The following is a 14,688-nucleotide window of genomic DNA, read 5'->3' on the forward strand; positions in this document are numbered from 1 at the left end:
CGATATATATAAAATTTATGATCAATGTACGTTATATTACAAACAATATATGTTAAATATAAATTAATGTACTGAAGTATTACTACAATATAAAACTACCATATAAAAATATATATGTCAATTTTAAAAATATAAATAAAATGGGAGATATGAGCAGTTGATGAAGCTTATTTATTGAATTTAGACTAAAATGGTATAAAATACTTGAGAATTAAATATGTGTAAGTAACAAATAATATATATAATTATGAATTAGTGAGGGGTTTTAAAATGATAGAAATAATAGCTCAATATGCTATAATTATAATTTCAATAATTGTATATGGATTGAAAAGAAGCAAATTTAAGAAGTGTATATATATGAAGTATTTCGTCATAGTATATTCAGGAACCTGGGCTTGGACAGCAAAGACTCTTAATTTATGGACTTATTCAGCACGAATAATAAATATGCCAATTATTTCAGTAGCATTTAACTTTTTCTTAATACCAGTTTTAGCTTTATTATGGCTTGGATATTCACCAAAAGGGTTAAAGGCAAAGGCTATTAAGGCACTGAAGTGGACTACTATTTTAATAGTATTTGAATTTTTTGCAGAGAGGTATACTAATTTGATAAGTTATGGGCCCAGATATAATATATTTTATTCGTATATTATTTGGTATATCAGTTGGTTTATTTGGTCGGGATATTATTATTGGTTTCATCTGCAAGCCAAGGATGAACCAAAGTATATTGAGAAGCTAGTTATAAAGCCTGATACTTGTATTATAAGACCTAATAGCGGGGGTAAGGTTAAAGCTCAAATTATATCTTCATTAATTGGTTTTGGAGCTGGGTACATTTATAAAAGTTTACATTTACGAGATAGGATTTAATAAAGGCCCATCTTTAAGTTTTATATGAAATTATTTAATTGAATAGCATGATATAATAAAAAGTATCGTATTAATAAAGTGAAAATATATGTACAGAGGTGGTACTAATGAAACGTATAATAAAAGTTATCTTTTCAATTATTTTAATATTAATTTTAGCAGTAGGGATATCTATAGGCTTAGCTTTTAATAAATCAGGATATACTTTAGAGGAACCTTCCTTTAAGGCACTAGATAGAGTTATAGCTGCAGAAAAAACAGGAGGAACAGCTGCATTTACTGAAAAAGAGGTAAATGAACTTCTTGCAGCAGTGTATAAGTCTCCGGAGGAAGTAGGAAGTATTACAATAAAAACTCCTCAATTTAAATTTAATGATGATAAATTAACTGTGGGGATACCTGGAATATATAAAGGGGTAAGTGTAGTAGTTTGGAGTACCGGGAGCATAGGGTATGATGAAGGGAATATAATATATAATCCTACAAATTTCAAAGTAGGTAAATTTCCTATTCCTAAAGCTGTGGTTTTAAATAGACTTAAGAGTAATAAAGCTCAGGGCTTAGAGGTAAGGAATGAGAAGATATATATAAATAAGGATATAGTACCTGTGGACATAAGCTCTGTTGTGCTACATAATAGCATATTAACTCTTAAAATAGATAAATTTGATCCATCAAAGTTATTTAATAATAATGAAATAAAAAGCCAGCTGGAAGCTTTGAAAAATAAGCTTAATGATTTAAGAAAAAAGGCCTTAAGCAGCGAAGAGAAAAAACAAATTGAGGAACTTTTAAATAGGCTTCAACAAGGAATTAAAAACCCATCGCAAAATATATTAAATGAGATATCAAATGGATTAAAAGATATTTCAAAAAATATTAAAAGTACAGAGGGTAAAAAGCAAGCAGAAGATATAGCAAGTGGTATAGATAAAACAATTGAAGATAATAAAAATAATCAGGGAAATAATAATGCAGATCAAGAAAAAATAAATCTTCTTACAAAGGCAAGAAATCAACTTTCAGGAGTTAAAAATAATACAGGATCTGAAGAAGGAAATAAAGTAATATCACTTATGATACAGACATTAAATAAGCTTATAGCTAATCCATCCTATAATTATAGTAATGATGCCGCAGTGGTAAAGGGAATATATAGGGGGCTTAGTCAAAATGAAAAGAATGCTTTAATAAATGCAATAATGACAAATACGGACACAGCTGTGTTAATGCAAATTGCAAACATATTTAATTTGCTCTAAACTTAACTTGCGGGTTAAAAAATATCTGCTATTATGTTAACTAATAATAAGAAGTATATTTGTCCATAATAATAGTAGGAAACTGGGAAGTAAAATCAGTAGCCAGTAGTCAGTAACCAGTAAATTTAGTTTTTGTCTTGCAAAACATCCATACTGACTACTGGTAACTAGCATGCTGGTTACTAAAAAAGAAGGATGTGATACATATGAAAAGTGTTTTTATAAAGGACATAGCCCCAGGAAAAACTATAGAATCTACATTTATGATAAAAAAGATAGTCAGCAAAGGAGAAACAAGCATCACCGCATATGTAGGAGATATTACAGGGGATATTAAAGTTACTTTGCTTGATGGGAAGCAAAAGCTAAAGGTAGGGGATGTATTAAATATTAAAGGTACTCAAGGAAATTTTTTTGATGTACAAAGTGCAAATAGGGTAGATTCCTATGATATTTATGATTATATTCCTAAAGTGCAGCGTCCTATAGAGGATATTATGAAGGATATAGAGGATATATCGAAAGAGGAATTTTTAAGCAGAGAAACCAAAGCTTTAGATGATTATTTCTTTAAGAATGAGAAGTTTTTAGATAAGTTTAAAAGAGGAATAGGTGGAGTAAGCCAACATCATAATTACTTAGGTGGGTTAGCAGAACATACTCTAAATGTTATGTATCTTGCTAGGGTATTTGCCCATAGGTATGATATTAGAAATAAGGAAATTGCAATTTTAGCAGCAAAGCTTCATGATATAGGAAAAACAGAGGAGCTATATTATGATGGACCTTTTTCCTATACTTTAAGAGGTGATATGGAAGGTCATATTGTAATTGGGGTATCCATGCTTGAAGAGGCTTTTAATGCAGATCCTAAATGCTATAGTGAGGATTTTAAAACTAGGATGAAAGCTTGTATAATTCAGCATCATGGAAAGCAGGAATATGGTTCTCCAAAATCACCAAACACACAGGAGGCCTATGTAGTACACTTAGCTGATTATACGGATGCAATTTTTAATAAGTTAGATATAATTACAAAGGATTTAGAACCTAATACATGGACTGCTTATGAAAGAAGAATAGAGGGAAGACTTTACTTTTAACATCATTGAAAATTATACTATTTAATGATAAAATTAATTAAAGATTTTATGATTAAATTGAAAGCAGTGAAATGATTATGGAGAAAATTTTAAAAGAGCATAAAATAAAGATAACTCAAGGAAGGCTAATCTTAATAAGTATTTTAAGCAATAGTGAAAATGCTCTCTCTGTGGACGAGATAAATGAACAGCTTAAAAATAGAGGAGAGTCTTTAGACCTTTCTACAATATATAGAAACCTTGAACTTTTCACGAACAAAGGAATAATAAACAAGTTTGATCTAGGTGATGGCAGGTATAATTATGTAATTAATCATGAAGAACATAAGCATATTTTAGAGTGTGCTGTATGCCATAAGGAAGTAGAAATAGATTGTCCAATGCAGCAAGTAGAGCAGCTTATAAGAAATAAAACTGGATTTACTTTAACTGAAGACACACATTTGGATTTAAAATTTCAAGGTGTTTGTAAGGATTGCACTGTAAAAAAGCATAAATAATCAAAACCGCTAGTTTCTAAAAGTGTAGGTACTAGCGGTTTTTTAGTATTATTCCAGTATAGGATATAGTTTTTTAACTTTCCATACTCCTCTCGAGGTTCTTTCAAGAAATACATTATAAAGTGCTTTTCGATGTGATTTGTTTTTTTCAACCCCTTCAACTCTTACTACTGCAATGTTACCATCTGAATAAGACATTTCAAGATTGTTTACACTGTAAAGTTTATAGCGATTAAATATTCCATGGGTAAGGTTATACTCTACTGCATAGTTAATTTCTTGAGATTTGTAGCTAATAATTCGAGTACGTAATACTATAGAAAGAATTGAAACCACCGATAATAAAATTACATACTTTAAAATCTTTTTATTTCTCAATAACATCACCTTTAAGCTTTTTACTATAAATATATTATATATTAATCAAGATTATAATTAAATATTAGAAAAGGATATGAAAGAATATAAAATTTTTTCAATTTTCAAGTTAAACTTAAGTTTTACTTGAAACTACTAAGCTGTTTATTGAACTTTGCTGAAAATTCAATAAAATAGAGAGGAAAGTATTCTATTTATTTGACACCTGTGGTATTATTTACTTGAGATAGCATAAAATATGAGGAAAATTAAGGAGTATTGCTATGAGACTGGAGTTTATTAATAGAGTTAAAGAGCAAGAAGTTTTAGGTAAAAGTATTTTATCAAGTGATGGAAAAATTCTTTTACGTGCAGGTATGAAGCTCACTGACTCGTATATAAAGAAGCTTAGGGAACTAGGAGTATTTTATATTTATGTGGAAGATGAAAGATTAGATGATGTACAAGTAGAAGATGAACATTTATCAGAACTTAAGCAAATTACCATGAAAACTATGGGCAGTCTTATAAAGAATGTAAATAACGTAAATAAGAAAGAGTTAAAAGAATGTTTAAATGTTGTAGAAAATCTAATCGAATACATTATAGACCTAGGCGATGTAAATAAAAGCTTAAATGATATAAAAACTTTTGATAACTATACATATGTACATTCATTAGACACTTGCATTATGACTTCATTTTTAGGCCTTAGCTCAGGATTTAATGAGGCAGGTTTAAAGAATTTAGGAATAGGTGCAATTTTACATGATGTAGGAAAAACTAAAATTCCTAGCAAGATATTAAATAAAGAAGGAAAGCTTACAGATGAAGAATTTAAAGAAATAAAGAAGCACCCTGTGTATGGGGCCGAAATTTTAAAGAAAAATATAAGTATTCCAGATTCCATAGTAAATATGGTAGAGCAGCACCATGAAAGAGTAGATGGAAAAGGATACCCGTACGGGCTTTCTGGTAATGGGATATCTAAGTCAGCTAAGATAATTTGCATTTGTGATGTGTACGATGCTATAAGTAATGATAGATGCTATAGAAGAAAGTTTAGTCCAAATGATGCATATGAACTTATACTTTCAGGTGCAGGAACAAGTTTTGATATGAACGTTGTTCAAAAGTTTAAAGATACTTTTGCTATATATCCTTTAGGATGTAGAGTGAGAATTTCTAATGGTGAGGAAGGATATGTTATAAGACAAAATAGGGGATTTCCAGATAGACCTGTAATTAGAATGTTTTATGACGTAGAACAGAATTCACCAATACCTTTTTATGAAATAGATTTGCTGAAAAATCCTAGTTTGGTTGTTGAAATGGTTATTTAAATCTGATTTAGGACATAGAGACTATAAGTTAGGAAAACATTAACTATGAACTAGTAAAAAGTTATAGATTATAAATTAATAAGTTACTAGCCTCTAATTTTTAATCACCGCGTAGTGTTATAACTTTAACGCGGTGATTAGATATAGGGGCTAGTGTTTTTTATTATCTGACACTAATTCCGTTTGGTTCAGCACCAACCTTTATTGTCTTAGTTACATCATCTTTATTTATATCAATTACGCTAACTGTATCTTCATACATATTTGTTACAAGTATGTATTTGTTATCTGCACTAGTAACGATTCCATGAGCACCTTTACCAACTTCAATGTTAGCAATTACTTTTTTCTGTTCTAAATCGACTTTAGATACGGTATTTGAAGGCTTTCCTTCGGTACCTTGATTTGCAACAAAAGCAATTTTATCATTAGGATCAATATAAAGCTGTGCAGGACCATCTCCCACAGCTACTTTATCCACTTTATCAGTATCTAAATTTACAATAGCAACTGCATCCTCAGCATTTAAAGTAACAGCTAAAATCGAACCATCTCTAGTTATGCCAGTAGTTACTGGATTTTTTCCAACTTTAATCTTTTTAAGTTCCTTGGCATTTGCAATATCTATAACGCTTACTGTATCTTCAGCCATGTTAGCAATATAAGCATACTTGCTATCTGCTGATATTCTAAAGCCATGAGGACCTTTTCCAGTTGAAACGTTTTTCACTAATTTATAATCCTTAGTATCTATTATAGATACGTTATTATCGTCATTATTTGTAACCAATACATACTTACCATCTTCAGTAAATACTATATGAGCTGGGTGTACACCCACTTCAACTTTTTTTATTAATTTGTCAGTTTCTACATCATAAAATAATGCGGAACCTTTCATGTTCATAGAGCCATGCTCTGTTTTACCTTCTTCCATTTTCACCGCAGAAGTAAAGGCTACAACTCTTCCATCTGGAGAAATTTGAACGTTATGAGGAGAACCTTCATTTTTAATTGTACTAAGTACTTCATAGGTGGTGCCATCTATTTTAGATACAGTTCCACCTTCGTTAGCGGTATAAACAACAGGAGATAGCTTTTTTTCTACCTGTGATTGTTTTTGATCATTATTTGGAGTTTGCTCCTTAGTTTCTTTAACTGTGCTGCCGCAAGCTGTTAGTGATAAAGTAAGCAGTGTTGATAGGGTGATGAATTTTAAATATTTTAGTTTTTTCATTGATGAAACCTCCTAATAAATATAAAGTATACCTGAATGGTATATAATTAATTTTAATAACTAAATATAAAGATTATATGAAGCAAAAATAATTATTTTATGGAATGGATTACCATGTTATTATGCTATAAAAATTAAAACTTTATTCATGAAATTTTAATTTAAACTATATATGTATTAAGGTAATATTTTAAGTAACAATATGAAAAATTAGGTGATAAAACATCAATAAAATTTTAAGTTCATGGGCATACTTAATTGGAAATAAAAATCAATGAAATAAGAAATGTGGAAAATTGACTATTATGTGGTGACTAATTCACTGCTATGCTATAATAGTCCTAATCGGGAGCTGGGAACTTAAGATTCGTAGTTATAAACTGATAATTATATAAAGGGGAAGGTTTAATGAATGAATTTACAACATATATTATAGAGGCTTTAACAAAACATTTTGGATATACTTTAATAGAGCTTGAAAGTGAGAGTGGAGGAATTGCATCGCCCTGGGGGCTTTTAAGGGAAAATGAAGAGGGTGAGCTAAAGGGAATAGTGTTTTGCAGAGAAGATTATGGTGTGTCTGATGACAATTGGGTTAAATATAATTTCAGTAAAAATACCAATGAGTCCTTTGTGAAAATTACTAGGATATACTTAATAGATGGAGAGATAGCAGCCAGGAAGGTAATGGACGAAGCTAATAGTAATTCGTTAAATGGCGATAATTATATAGCTGTAGATTTACAAAGTAATGCTATTACCTTTTATACAGGGGATGAGGAAGAAGTATTACAGACAATTTCTTATTATTTAAATAGAGGTAATATCATACCAGATGAAAAGAAAGTAAAAGAAGAAAAACCTATTCTTACATATATTTTTGTAGGATTGAATGTGCTTATGTACTTAATTACTGCATTTCTATCAGGAAATATAATAGATAGTAATACAAGAGTTTTAGTGTTTTTAGGAGCAAAGGTTAACCCCTTAATAGATAGAGGCCAGTACTATAGACTTATTACAGCGGCTTTCTTACATGGAGGATTAATGCATATAGGCTTTAATATGTATGCTTTAACTGCACTAGGGCCACTTGTTGAAAAGGTATTTGGAAAAGTTAAGTATATTATTATATATTTTGTTTCAGCAATTACTTCCTCTTATTTAAGCTATATTTTTTCTAACAGTATTTCTGTAGGTGCATCTGGTGCCATATTTGGTCTTTTAGGAGCATCCTTAGTATTTGCAGTTAGATCTGAAGATAAAGTTGGAAGAGGATTTGTAAATAACATTATGTCTGTTATAGTTGTGAACTTAATTATAGGTTTTTCTATAGCTAATGTGGATAACTTCGGACATATTGGGGGATTAATTGGAGGATTTCTGGTGTCGCTGATACTTTACAAACGTGAAATTAAATCGGAGATATAGATTACATATGACTCCATAATTTTGTATAATAACTGTTAATTATTAGCTTACAGTTAATATAAAAATCTAGTTTATTACAACTAGATTTTTTATATGCAATAAAATCTTAGAGACTATGTAGGGAACTAAAATTCACTTAAATAGGTATTATTCTTTTAAAAACTTTCCCTGATCAGGTACTGCAATTTCTTCAAATTCATGAACAAGTAAGGATAGGTGTTTTGAAAGTTCTTCACCTTCCATGGGCTGGCCATGGCTTGGAAGGGCTAATAAAGGATTTAAATCTTTTAGTACTTTTACGGACTTTTCAGCGGAATCCCAATTTGTAGTAAGATATTTTGGGGGACCGCTTATCTCTTCCTTTTGAGTTATTACAGATATAAGAGATTCTTGTTTTACTGTCGTAAAGGCATCACCAACTATAAGGACTCCATCTTTTTCTCTAAATAACGATATATGACCTTCAGTATGTCCAGGAGTATGTATCCATTTCCAATCTGGCATACCAGGAACGGTACCATCGGATGGCAAAACTTTTACATGCTCTTTTAAATCAATACTTGTGTGAGGAAAAGTAGGTGATAATCTTGCAACCATTCCTCCACCAACGGCTGGATCTGCTAAGGGATAATCTTTTTTTCCTGTTACATAAGGAAGTTCCAGTTCATGAATATAAACAGGCACATTCCACATATTAATAAGCTTTATTATTGAGCCTACATGATCAAAGTGTCCATGAGTAAGTATAATTGCTTCAGGACGACTATCCTTTCCAAAGCGCTTTTCAGCGGATTCTAAAATAAAATCTGCTGAATTTTCAAGGCCAGCGTCCACAAGTACCCATTTGGAAGACTTATCCTTAGGAGTGCCCACTAAAAAGGCATTTACAACAGTGAATTCTAAAATTAAAATATCTGAATTAATTTGCAGGGAAGAAGTAGTCAGCTTGGACAATCCTTCTACTAGAGCATTTCCCATATATATTACCACCCTTCGTAATGTAGAGTAATTTATAGTAACTAAGAAAGACATCTTAGCTAAAACTAAAATGTCCTACTTAGTTGTAAATTAATAATTTTACTGCTGATTGTATTGTGGTTCTTGTTGTTGTATATATTGCTGTCTTTGCTGTAATGTTTGAAGTGCACTATCAAGGTCTTGAGCAATGTTTTGAAAATCTTTTTTAGCTTGAGTATCTTCAGTTTCTAGAGCAAAAGTTTTCATAGTTGCTGAAGCACTTTGAATACCAGCAATAGCTTGTTGCATTTGAGTTCCCACTGTCATATAAATCACCTCCTTTCATTATCCTTTTGGTTTGAATATGAGTGATGCCAAAAATGCAAATATTATAGCAGCAGAAATTCCTGCACTGGTTATTTCAAAAATTCCTGTAAGTACACCAATAAATCCTGTTTTTTCTGCTTCAGTTAAAGCACCTTTGACTAAGGCATTTCCAAAACTCATTATTGGAGTAGAAGCTCCAGCACCTGCAAACTTTATTAGGGGATCATACCATCCAAGACCTCCAAGTATAGCCCCTACAACTACCATTGTACTTGTTGTATGGGCAGGAGTGAGTTTAAATACATCCATCATTATTTGTCCTAAAACACATATTCCACCACCTACAATAAATGCCCAAAATATTTTCTCCATATGTATGCACCTCTTTTACATTTCTATAGATACTGCATGAGCTATGCAAGGGATACTTTCCTTTTGTTGATAGGACAAAGGAGATAGAAGTGCCCCAGTACCAATGATTAATATCCTTTTAAGCTCTCCCTTTTTCATTCGGTTTAATAAATGGCCGTGTAATACTGTTGCTGAGCAAGCACATCCACTAGCACCAGCAAATACTGGCTGGTCTTCTTTATAAATTAATAGTCCACAATCAGTAAAAGTCTTTTTAGGTATTATTAATCCATGCTTAGTTAATAAATCAGCACATATTTGATGGCCAACCCTTCCTAAGTCTCCTGTTGCAATTAAATCATAGTAAGTTGGATCTATATTTAAATCTCTGAAATGCGCTTCAATTGTATCTACGGCAGCAGGGGCCATAGCTGCTCCCATATTATATGGATCTGTAATTCCCATATCAACCACATGGCCAATGGTAGCTGAAGTTATCTTAGGACCGTTGCCCTTTGAAGCAACCAGTCCTGCTCCAGCGCCAGTTACAGTCCACTGAGCAGTTGGAGGTTTTTGTGCTCCATATTCTGTAGGATATCTAAAAAGCTTTTCTGCAGCTACATTGTGACTTGATGCAGCAGCAATTATGTAATTGGCAGCACCACTGTCTATAAGCTGTGAACCTATAGCTAAACCCTCTATAGCGCTTGAACAGGCTCCAAATATTCCAAGATAGGGTATACCAAGGCTTCTAGCTGCAAAGCTGCTTGAAATTATTTGATTCATAAGGTCACCGCTTAAGAAAAAAGTGATATCTTCTTTTTTCATATTGGCTTTGTGAATTGCCGTTTCGGCAGCTTCTTGTAAAAGTGTTTTTTCTGCTTTTTCAAAACTATCTTGACCAACCCATGTATCTTCATGAAGTATATCAAAGTCTTCAGCCAAATTGCCCTTTGCTTCGAAAGGACCGCCTACAGCAGCAGAAGATATAATTACAGGTTTTGATTCAAAAATCCATGATTGATTGCCTTTAAGCATTTACATCGCCCCCAACCATTGAAGAGTAAGTTTTATTATTGCAACTACAAAGGCAGAAAATGTTCCAAATACAATAACAGAACCTGCAAGCTTAAACATATTTCCACCTACACCTAAAACATAGCCTTCAGTTCTATGTTCAATGGCAGCTGATGCCATGGTATTTGCAAATCCAGTAATTGGAATGGCTGTACCAGCTCCAGCCCATTGTGCAATATGGTCAAAAACTCCAAAGCCAGTAAGTGTAATAGAAACTATTATAAGTACTGCAGAAGTCGGATTGCCTGCAGTTTCAGGCGTAAAGTTAAATTGATTAATAAAAAAGAACTGTAAAATCTGTCCGATGGCACATATAAGTCCTCCAACTAAGAAAGCTCTTATACAGTTCTTAAAAACAGGGCGTTTTGGTTCTCTATCCTTTGCAAAGTCTTGATATTCCTGTTGAGTAGGAGTTAATTCCTTCTTTTTTTTGCTAGACACAAAAATCACCTTCCAATAAAATTTATCTAACGCATAAGATAAGGCTCTAATTTATCCATGACCTTTTTTAATCTATTTGCATTGTTAAAGTAGGCCTTTTTAACCTCCGGGTTATTTACCTCTAAAGAAAATGAAAGTAAATCAGATTGAGCTTTGGCAATACTTGCGTATAGCAATTCCTTAACTTTAGCCTGAGGTACGTCTATAGAATCCATAAAAAGATCTATATACAAATCACCAGAAGAATCAGCTTGAGCAATAAATACATTATCTAGTGATACTCCAGAGCTGGATAATTGAACCTTTAACCATTCTCTGTTAAGCCCTATATTTTTTAAGCCTTCATCAAGGATATTTCCATCTAATATTACAGTCTCAGGCTCTGAAGAGGGATTAACCTTTTGATGTAAGTCATGAGGAGTTACAGGTTTTTTATCAGATTTTAATAGGACGTTTACATCTCCTGTGGTTTCCATAACTGCAAACTCCACATCTGCTAAGTTAAAGGCACTTTTTGAACGCAGCTCCCTTAAAAGCTCGTCACCTGTAAACTTTACTTGCATTAAGTTGTTTTCAAGAACTTTACCGTCTTTCATAAGAACCGTTTCACGTCCATTTATGAAATCATGAAGTTTTTTACTTTTTAACGATAAATAATCTAGTGCAAGCAAGAGTAAAACCCAGCTTGCTAGGGCAACAAATGCAAAAGCAATGTTTGGTACTAAACCTAAAGAAATCAAAACCGTTATTATAGATACAAATATGTAACTTATGACTTTAAAAGGAGAAGACTTCGATAAATTTTCATTTCCTACAATTTTAGTTATGCCTAAAGCTACAAAAAATAAAACTACAGTTCTTAAAAGTACTATAAACCAAGCTTGCATATATATCCCTCACTTAATTACCTTTATATTGTGGTTCTTCAAATTCTAGTGTTTTAATTCTATTTTCCATATCATAAATTACGGACTCAGCATCTTTTAATGCTTCTTTATAAACACTTTTTTCTTCTTCATTTCTGCTTTGAAGTGAATAAATCCTAAGTGTACTTTCAATTCCTTTTAAATTAGCAAGAGTTTGTTTGACTTTTGAACCAACTGTCACCTTGAATACCTCCTTAGAACGTCATTTATCCGATGGCAACCATCCGTAATACTCCTATCCCTTTTAGGTGGGAGATATTAGAACTCTTTGACTTCAGTCAGTTAGAGCTCTTATGCTGTGCATAACGGATGATACGCCCCTGGATAAGTTCTTCTAAGACTCAGATGGAGAGAAGTATTCTTCATAAGCAAGCTCCACCTGAGTCTAAGAATCACTTGATCTTAAATGATTATTAATTTTTAAAATATATTAAAAGGTTGCGAGTTTATTATTAGTAGTATTCATAAAAAATATTAGTTTTTTAGTAAAATTTTTATATTTTTTTATTCAATATGTTATTTAACAAATTATTAAATAGAGGTAAACATTTTGAAAAGTAATTGTTTGGTAAAGTTAACTATATGTATTGACATATTATGAATAAAAATATAAAATGAACATAATAAAACTAAGTAAACCTATAGGAATAGTTACAAAGATGACGTCAATTTAAAGTAAAATAATAAAATTATATAAATTACAAAATAAAGCATCTCAATGAAATTGAGATGTATTAATTAATAGTTAAACCTAGTATTTATATATGAATACTATAACAACCTGGAGGTGTTGAAATGAAGAGTAGGCTTAATTTTAAGATTTTTTTACCATTAGTAGCTTCAGCTATTGCAATGCTTATTAGTAAATTTGTCCCTAATAAAATACAGGCATATAGAACAGTTTACTGGGTTCCTTTTATTTGTACATTTGCAATAATATTTTTATTATTAATACTTATTTCATTGAAAAACAAAAAGCTTTTACATAATTTAAAGGAAAAGGCACCATTAATTACGGTGGCAATTTTTATATTATCATTAATGGAAGTGTTAACAGCTAAAACAAGGATATTACCACTACCATATTTTCCAGCACCAGGACAAGTAGTGGATGCTATGATAACTGATTGGAAAATGCTTTTAACAAGTGCATTATATTCACTTAGAATGCTAACTTTAGGTTATTTTGTAGGAGCAGCACTAGGACTTGTAACAGGTACAATGATAGGTTGGAATAAGAAGTTAAACTATTGGCTCTCTCCACTGCAAAAGGTCATAGGGCCAATACCAGCAACAGCATGGATTCCAATTGCAATGACAGTTTTTCCTACAAGCTTTGCTGCTAGTATATTTATACTGGCACTAACAGTGTGGTTTCCAGTTACGGTTATGACAAGCTCTGGAATTGCAAATGTTAGAAAGTCATATTTTGAGGTAGCAGAAACCCTTGGCGCTAACAAGTGGTATTTAATATTTAAAGTAGCGCTGCCTTCAGCTCTGCCAAATATATTTATAGGACTGTTTATGGGCCTTGGAACATCCTTTGTTACATTAATAGTAGCAGAAATGTTAGGAGTTAAAGCTGGTCTTGGATGGTATATTAACTGGGCTCAAGGATGGGCAGAATATAAGAAGGTTTATGCGAGCTTGGTTGTTATGTCCCTATTATTCTCTACAATTATAACGCTATTATTTAAGGTTAGAGATAGGATACTGATATGGCAAAGGGGGCTTATAAAATGGTAAAGAGTGAAGGAAAAATATTAGTGGAAAATTTGAGTTGTGAGTTTGTAGACCATGAAGGTAATAAAATGACAGCCTTAGATAAGGTTAATTTAGAGTTTAACGCTGGAGAATTCGTATCAATTGTAGGGCCAAGTGGCTGTGGAAAGTCAACATTACTTAGAATAATTGCAGGCCTTCAAAAGCCAAGTAATGGAGGTACATTATTGGATAATGATGAAATTAATGGTCCAAGTTATGAGAGAGGATTAGTATTTCAGGATCCTACGCTGTTTCCATGGATTAATGTTCGTGATAACGTAGCTACGGGGCTTGTGGCTAGGAAATTATATAAGGAAAGAAAGAATGATGTAACAGAATACATTAATCTTGTTGGTCTTAAGGGCTTTGAAAAGTCCTATCCTCATCAATTATCTGGGGGAATGGCTCAGAGAGTAGCTATTGCAAGAGCCTTAGTAAATCATCCTAAGGTGCTGCTTTTAGATGAACCTTTAGGAGCACTGGATGCCTTCACTCGTATGTACATGCAGGATGAAATACTAAGAATATGGAAAGAACGTAAAAGCACAATGATTTTGGTTACTCATGATGTGGACGAGGCAATTTATCTAAGCGATAAGATAGTAATAATGTCCCCACGTCCTGGTCGAGTTCAAAAGGTTATAGATGTTAGTATGGCTAGACCAAGAAGAAGAAATGGTAAGGAATTTACGGAGCTTAGAAATGAAATATTAGAAGTGCTTAATTTTTAGGA

Annotated in this window: 17 protein-coding genes; 8 read left to right on the plus strand and 9 right to left on the minus strand. The window is 32.1% G+C overall.

Annotated elements, in window-relative coordinates; genetic code table 11:
- Positions 1-270 precede the first annotated feature (270 nt).
- The 4 genes from BSD9I1_RS18480 (at position 271) to BSD9I1_RS18495 (ending at position 3,744) form a co-directional block, all read left to right on the plus strand.
- Positions 271-879: a CBO0543 family protein gene (locus BSD9I1_RS18480; RefSeq protein WP_186431563.1), complete on the plus strand. Its 609-nt coding sequence runs from the start codon at positions 271-273 to the stop codon at positions 877-879.
- Between the two features lie 107 nt (positions 880-986).
- Positions 987-2,141, plus strand: a complete 1,155-nt coding sequence (locus tag BSD9I1_RS18485; protein ID WP_186431564.1) for a hypothetical protein — start codon at positions 987-989, stop codon at positions 2,139-2,141.
- A 206-nt stretch (positions 2,142-2,347) separates the two neighbouring features.
- Positions 2,348-3,244: an HD domain-containing protein gene (locus BSD9I1_RS18490; RefSeq protein WP_186431565.1), complete on the plus strand. Its 897-nt coding sequence runs from the start codon at positions 2,348-2,350 to the stop codon at positions 3,242-3,244.
- Positions 3,245-3,321: 77 nt separating this feature from the next.
- A complete protein-coding gene (locus tag BSD9I1_RS18495; protein ID WP_306345891.1) occupies positions 3,322-3,744 on the plus strand; it encodes a Fur family transcriptional regulator in 423 nt (140 codons plus the stop codon).
- Between the two features lie 48 nt (positions 3,745-3,792).
- Here the strand turns inward: BSD9I1_RS18495 and BSD9I1_RS18500 are convergent, their stop codons facing one another.
- A complete protein-coding gene (locus BSD9I1_RS18500) occupies positions 3,793-4,122 on the minus strand; it encodes a hypothetical protein (protein WP_186431566.1) in 330 nt (109 codons plus the stop codon).
- 263 nt (positions 4,123-4,385) lie between these two features.
- On the opposite strand from BSD9I1_RS18500, the gene BSD9I1_RS18505 reads away from it, so the two are divergent.
- Complete coding sequence (locus BSD9I1_RS18505; RefSeq protein ID WP_186431567.1) at positions 4,386-5,444, plus strand: HD-GYP domain-containing protein; 1,059 nt, start codon at positions 4,386-4,388, stop codon at positions 5,442-5,444.
- A 163-nt stretch (positions 5,445-5,607) separates the two neighbouring features.
- Here the strand turns inward: BSD9I1_RS18505 and BSD9I1_RS18510 are convergent, their stop codons facing one another.
- Entirely contained in the window at positions 5,608-6,681 is a 1,074-nt protein-coding gene (locus BSD9I1_RS18510) for a YncE family protein (RefSeq protein WP_186431568.1), read from the minus strand.
- A 408-nt stretch (positions 6,682-7,089) separates the two neighbouring features.
- On the opposite strand from BSD9I1_RS18510, the gene BSD9I1_RS18515 reads away from it, so the two are divergent.
- The gene (locus BSD9I1_RS18515) at positions 7,090-8,112 is read left to right on the plus strand and encodes a rhomboid family intramembrane serine protease (RefSeq protein ID WP_186431569.1); all 1,023 of its coding nucleotides are present in this window, start codon (positions 7,090-7,092) and stop codon (positions 8,110-8,112) included.
- A gap of 147 nt (positions 8,113-8,259) precedes the next feature.
- Here the strand turns inward: BSD9I1_RS18515 and BSD9I1_RS18520 are convergent, their stop codons facing one another.
- From BSD9I1_RS18520 to BSD9I1_RS18550, 7 genes are all read right to left on the minus strand, one after another.
- Positions 8,260-9,090 (minus strand): MBL fold metallo-hydrolase, encoded by an 831-nt coding sequence (locus BSD9I1_RS18520; protein ID WP_186431570.1) that lies wholly within the window; start codon positions 9,088-9,090, stop codon positions 8,260-8,262.
- A gap of 99 nt (positions 9,091-9,189) precedes the next feature.
- Positions 9,190-9,396, minus strand: coding sequence for a DUF1657 domain-containing protein (locus tag BSD9I1_RS18525; RefSeq protein ID WP_186431571.1), 207 nt, complete (start codon positions 9,394-9,396; stop codon positions 9,190-9,192).
- An 18-nt stretch (positions 9,397-9,414) separates the two neighbouring features.
- The gene (spoVAE, locus tag BSD9I1_RS18530; protein WP_186431572.1) at positions 9,415-9,768 is read right to left on the minus strand and encodes a stage V sporulation protein AE; all 354 of its coding nucleotides are present in this window, start codon (positions 9,766-9,768) and stop codon (positions 9,415-9,417) included.
- A 15-nt stretch (positions 9,769-9,783) separates the two neighbouring features.
- Positions 9,784-10,785, minus strand: a complete 1,002-nt coding sequence (spoVAD, locus tag BSD9I1_RS18535) for a stage V sporulation protein AD (RefSeq protein WP_186431573.1) — start codon at positions 10,783-10,785, stop codon at positions 9,784-9,786.
- Complete coding sequence (gene spoVAC, locus BSD9I1_RS18540; RefSeq protein WP_186431574.1) at positions 10,786-11,265, minus strand: stage V sporulation protein AC; 480 nt, start codon at positions 11,263-11,265, stop codon at positions 10,786-10,788.
- Positions 11,266-11,291: 26 nt separating this feature from the next.
- Positions 11,292-12,152 (minus strand): DUF421 domain-containing protein, encoded by an 861-nt coding sequence (locus tag BSD9I1_RS18545; protein WP_186431575.1) that lies wholly within the window; start codon positions 12,150-12,152, stop codon positions 11,292-11,294.
- 13 nt (positions 12,153-12,165) lie between these two features.
- Positions 12,166-12,372, minus strand: a complete 207-nt coding sequence (locus BSD9I1_RS18550; protein ID WP_186431576.1) for a DUF1657 domain-containing protein — start codon at positions 12,370-12,372, stop codon at positions 12,166-12,168.
- 614 nt (positions 12,373-12,986) lie between these two features.
- On the opposite strand from BSD9I1_RS18550, the gene BSD9I1_RS18555 reads away from it, so the two are divergent.
- Both BSD9I1_RS18555 and BSD9I1_RS18560 read left to right on the plus strand, forming a co-directional pair.
- A complete protein-coding gene (locus tag BSD9I1_RS18555) occupies positions 12,987-13,937 on the plus strand; it encodes an ABC transporter permease (protein ID WP_186431577.1) in 951 nt (316 codons plus the stop codon).
- Positions 13,931-14,686, plus strand: a complete 756-nt coding sequence (locus BSD9I1_RS18560; RefSeq protein ID WP_186431578.1) for an ABC transporter ATP-binding protein — start codon at positions 13,931-13,933, stop codon at positions 14,684-14,686. The genes BSD9I1_RS18555 and BSD9I1_RS18560 overlap by 7 nt, the downstream gene beginning before the upstream one ends.
- The last annotated feature ends 2 nt before the right edge of the window (positions 14,687-14,688 follow it).

It is taken from the genome of Clostridium sp. BSD9I1, assembly GCF_900185645.1.
GTDB lineage: Bacteria > Bacillota > Clostridia > Clostridiales > Clostridiaceae > Clostridium_AK.

Coding starts and splice junctions, on each gene's coding strand:
- BSD9I1_RS18545 (WP_186431575.1), bottom strand. CDS start 12,152: ATGCAAGCTTGGTTTATAGTACTTTTAAGAACTGTAGTTTTATTTTTT.
- BSD9I1_RS18485 (WP_186431564.1), top strand. CDS start 987: ATGAAACGTATAATAAAAGTTATCTTTTCAATTATTTTAATATTAATT.
- spoVAE (WP_186431572.1), bottom strand. CDS start 9,768: ATGGAGAAAATATTTTGGGCATTTATTGTAGGTGGTGGAATATGTGTT.
- BSD9I1_RS18510 (WP_186431568.1), bottom strand. CDS start 6,681: ATGAAAAAACTAAAATATTTAAAATTCATCACCCTATCAACACTGCTT.
- BSD9I1_RS18505 (WP_186431567.1), top strand. CDS start 4,386: ATGAGACTGGAGTTTATTAATAGAGTTAAAGAGCAAGAAGTTTTAGGT.
- spoVAD (WP_186431573.1), bottom strand. CDS start 10,785: ATGCTTAAAGGCAATCAATCATGGATTTTTGAATCAAAACCTGTAATT.
- BSD9I1_RS18480 (WP_186431563.1), top strand. CDS start 271: ATGATAGAAATAATAGCTCAATATGCTATAATTATAATTTCAATAATT.
- BSD9I1_RS18490 (WP_186431565.1), top strand. CDS start 2,348: ATGAAAAGTGTTTTTATAAAGGACATAGCCCCAGGAAAAACTATAGAA.
- BSD9I1_RS18515 (WP_186431569.1), top strand. CDS start 7,090: ATGAATGAATTTACAACATATATTATAGAGGCTTTAACAAAACATTTT.
- BSD9I1_RS18555 (WP_186431577.1), top strand. CDS start 12,987: ATGAAGAGTAGGCTTAATTTTAAGATTTTTTTACCATTAGTAGCTTCA.
- BSD9I1_RS18560 (WP_186431578.1), top strand. CDS start 13,931: ATGGTAAAGAGTGAAGGAAAAATATTAGTGGAAAATTTGAGTTGTGAG.
- BSD9I1_RS18525 (WP_186431571.1), bottom strand. CDS start 9,396: ATGACAGTGGGAACTCAAATGCAACAAGCTATTGCTGGTATTCAAAGT.
- BSD9I1_RS18495 (WP_306345891.1), top strand. CDS start 3,322: ATGGAGAAAATTTTAAAAGAGCATAAAATAAAGATAACTCAAGGAAGG.
- BSD9I1_RS18520 (WP_186431570.1), bottom strand. CDS start 9,090: ATGGGAAATGCTCTAGTAGAAGGATTGTCCAAGCTGACTACTTCTTCC.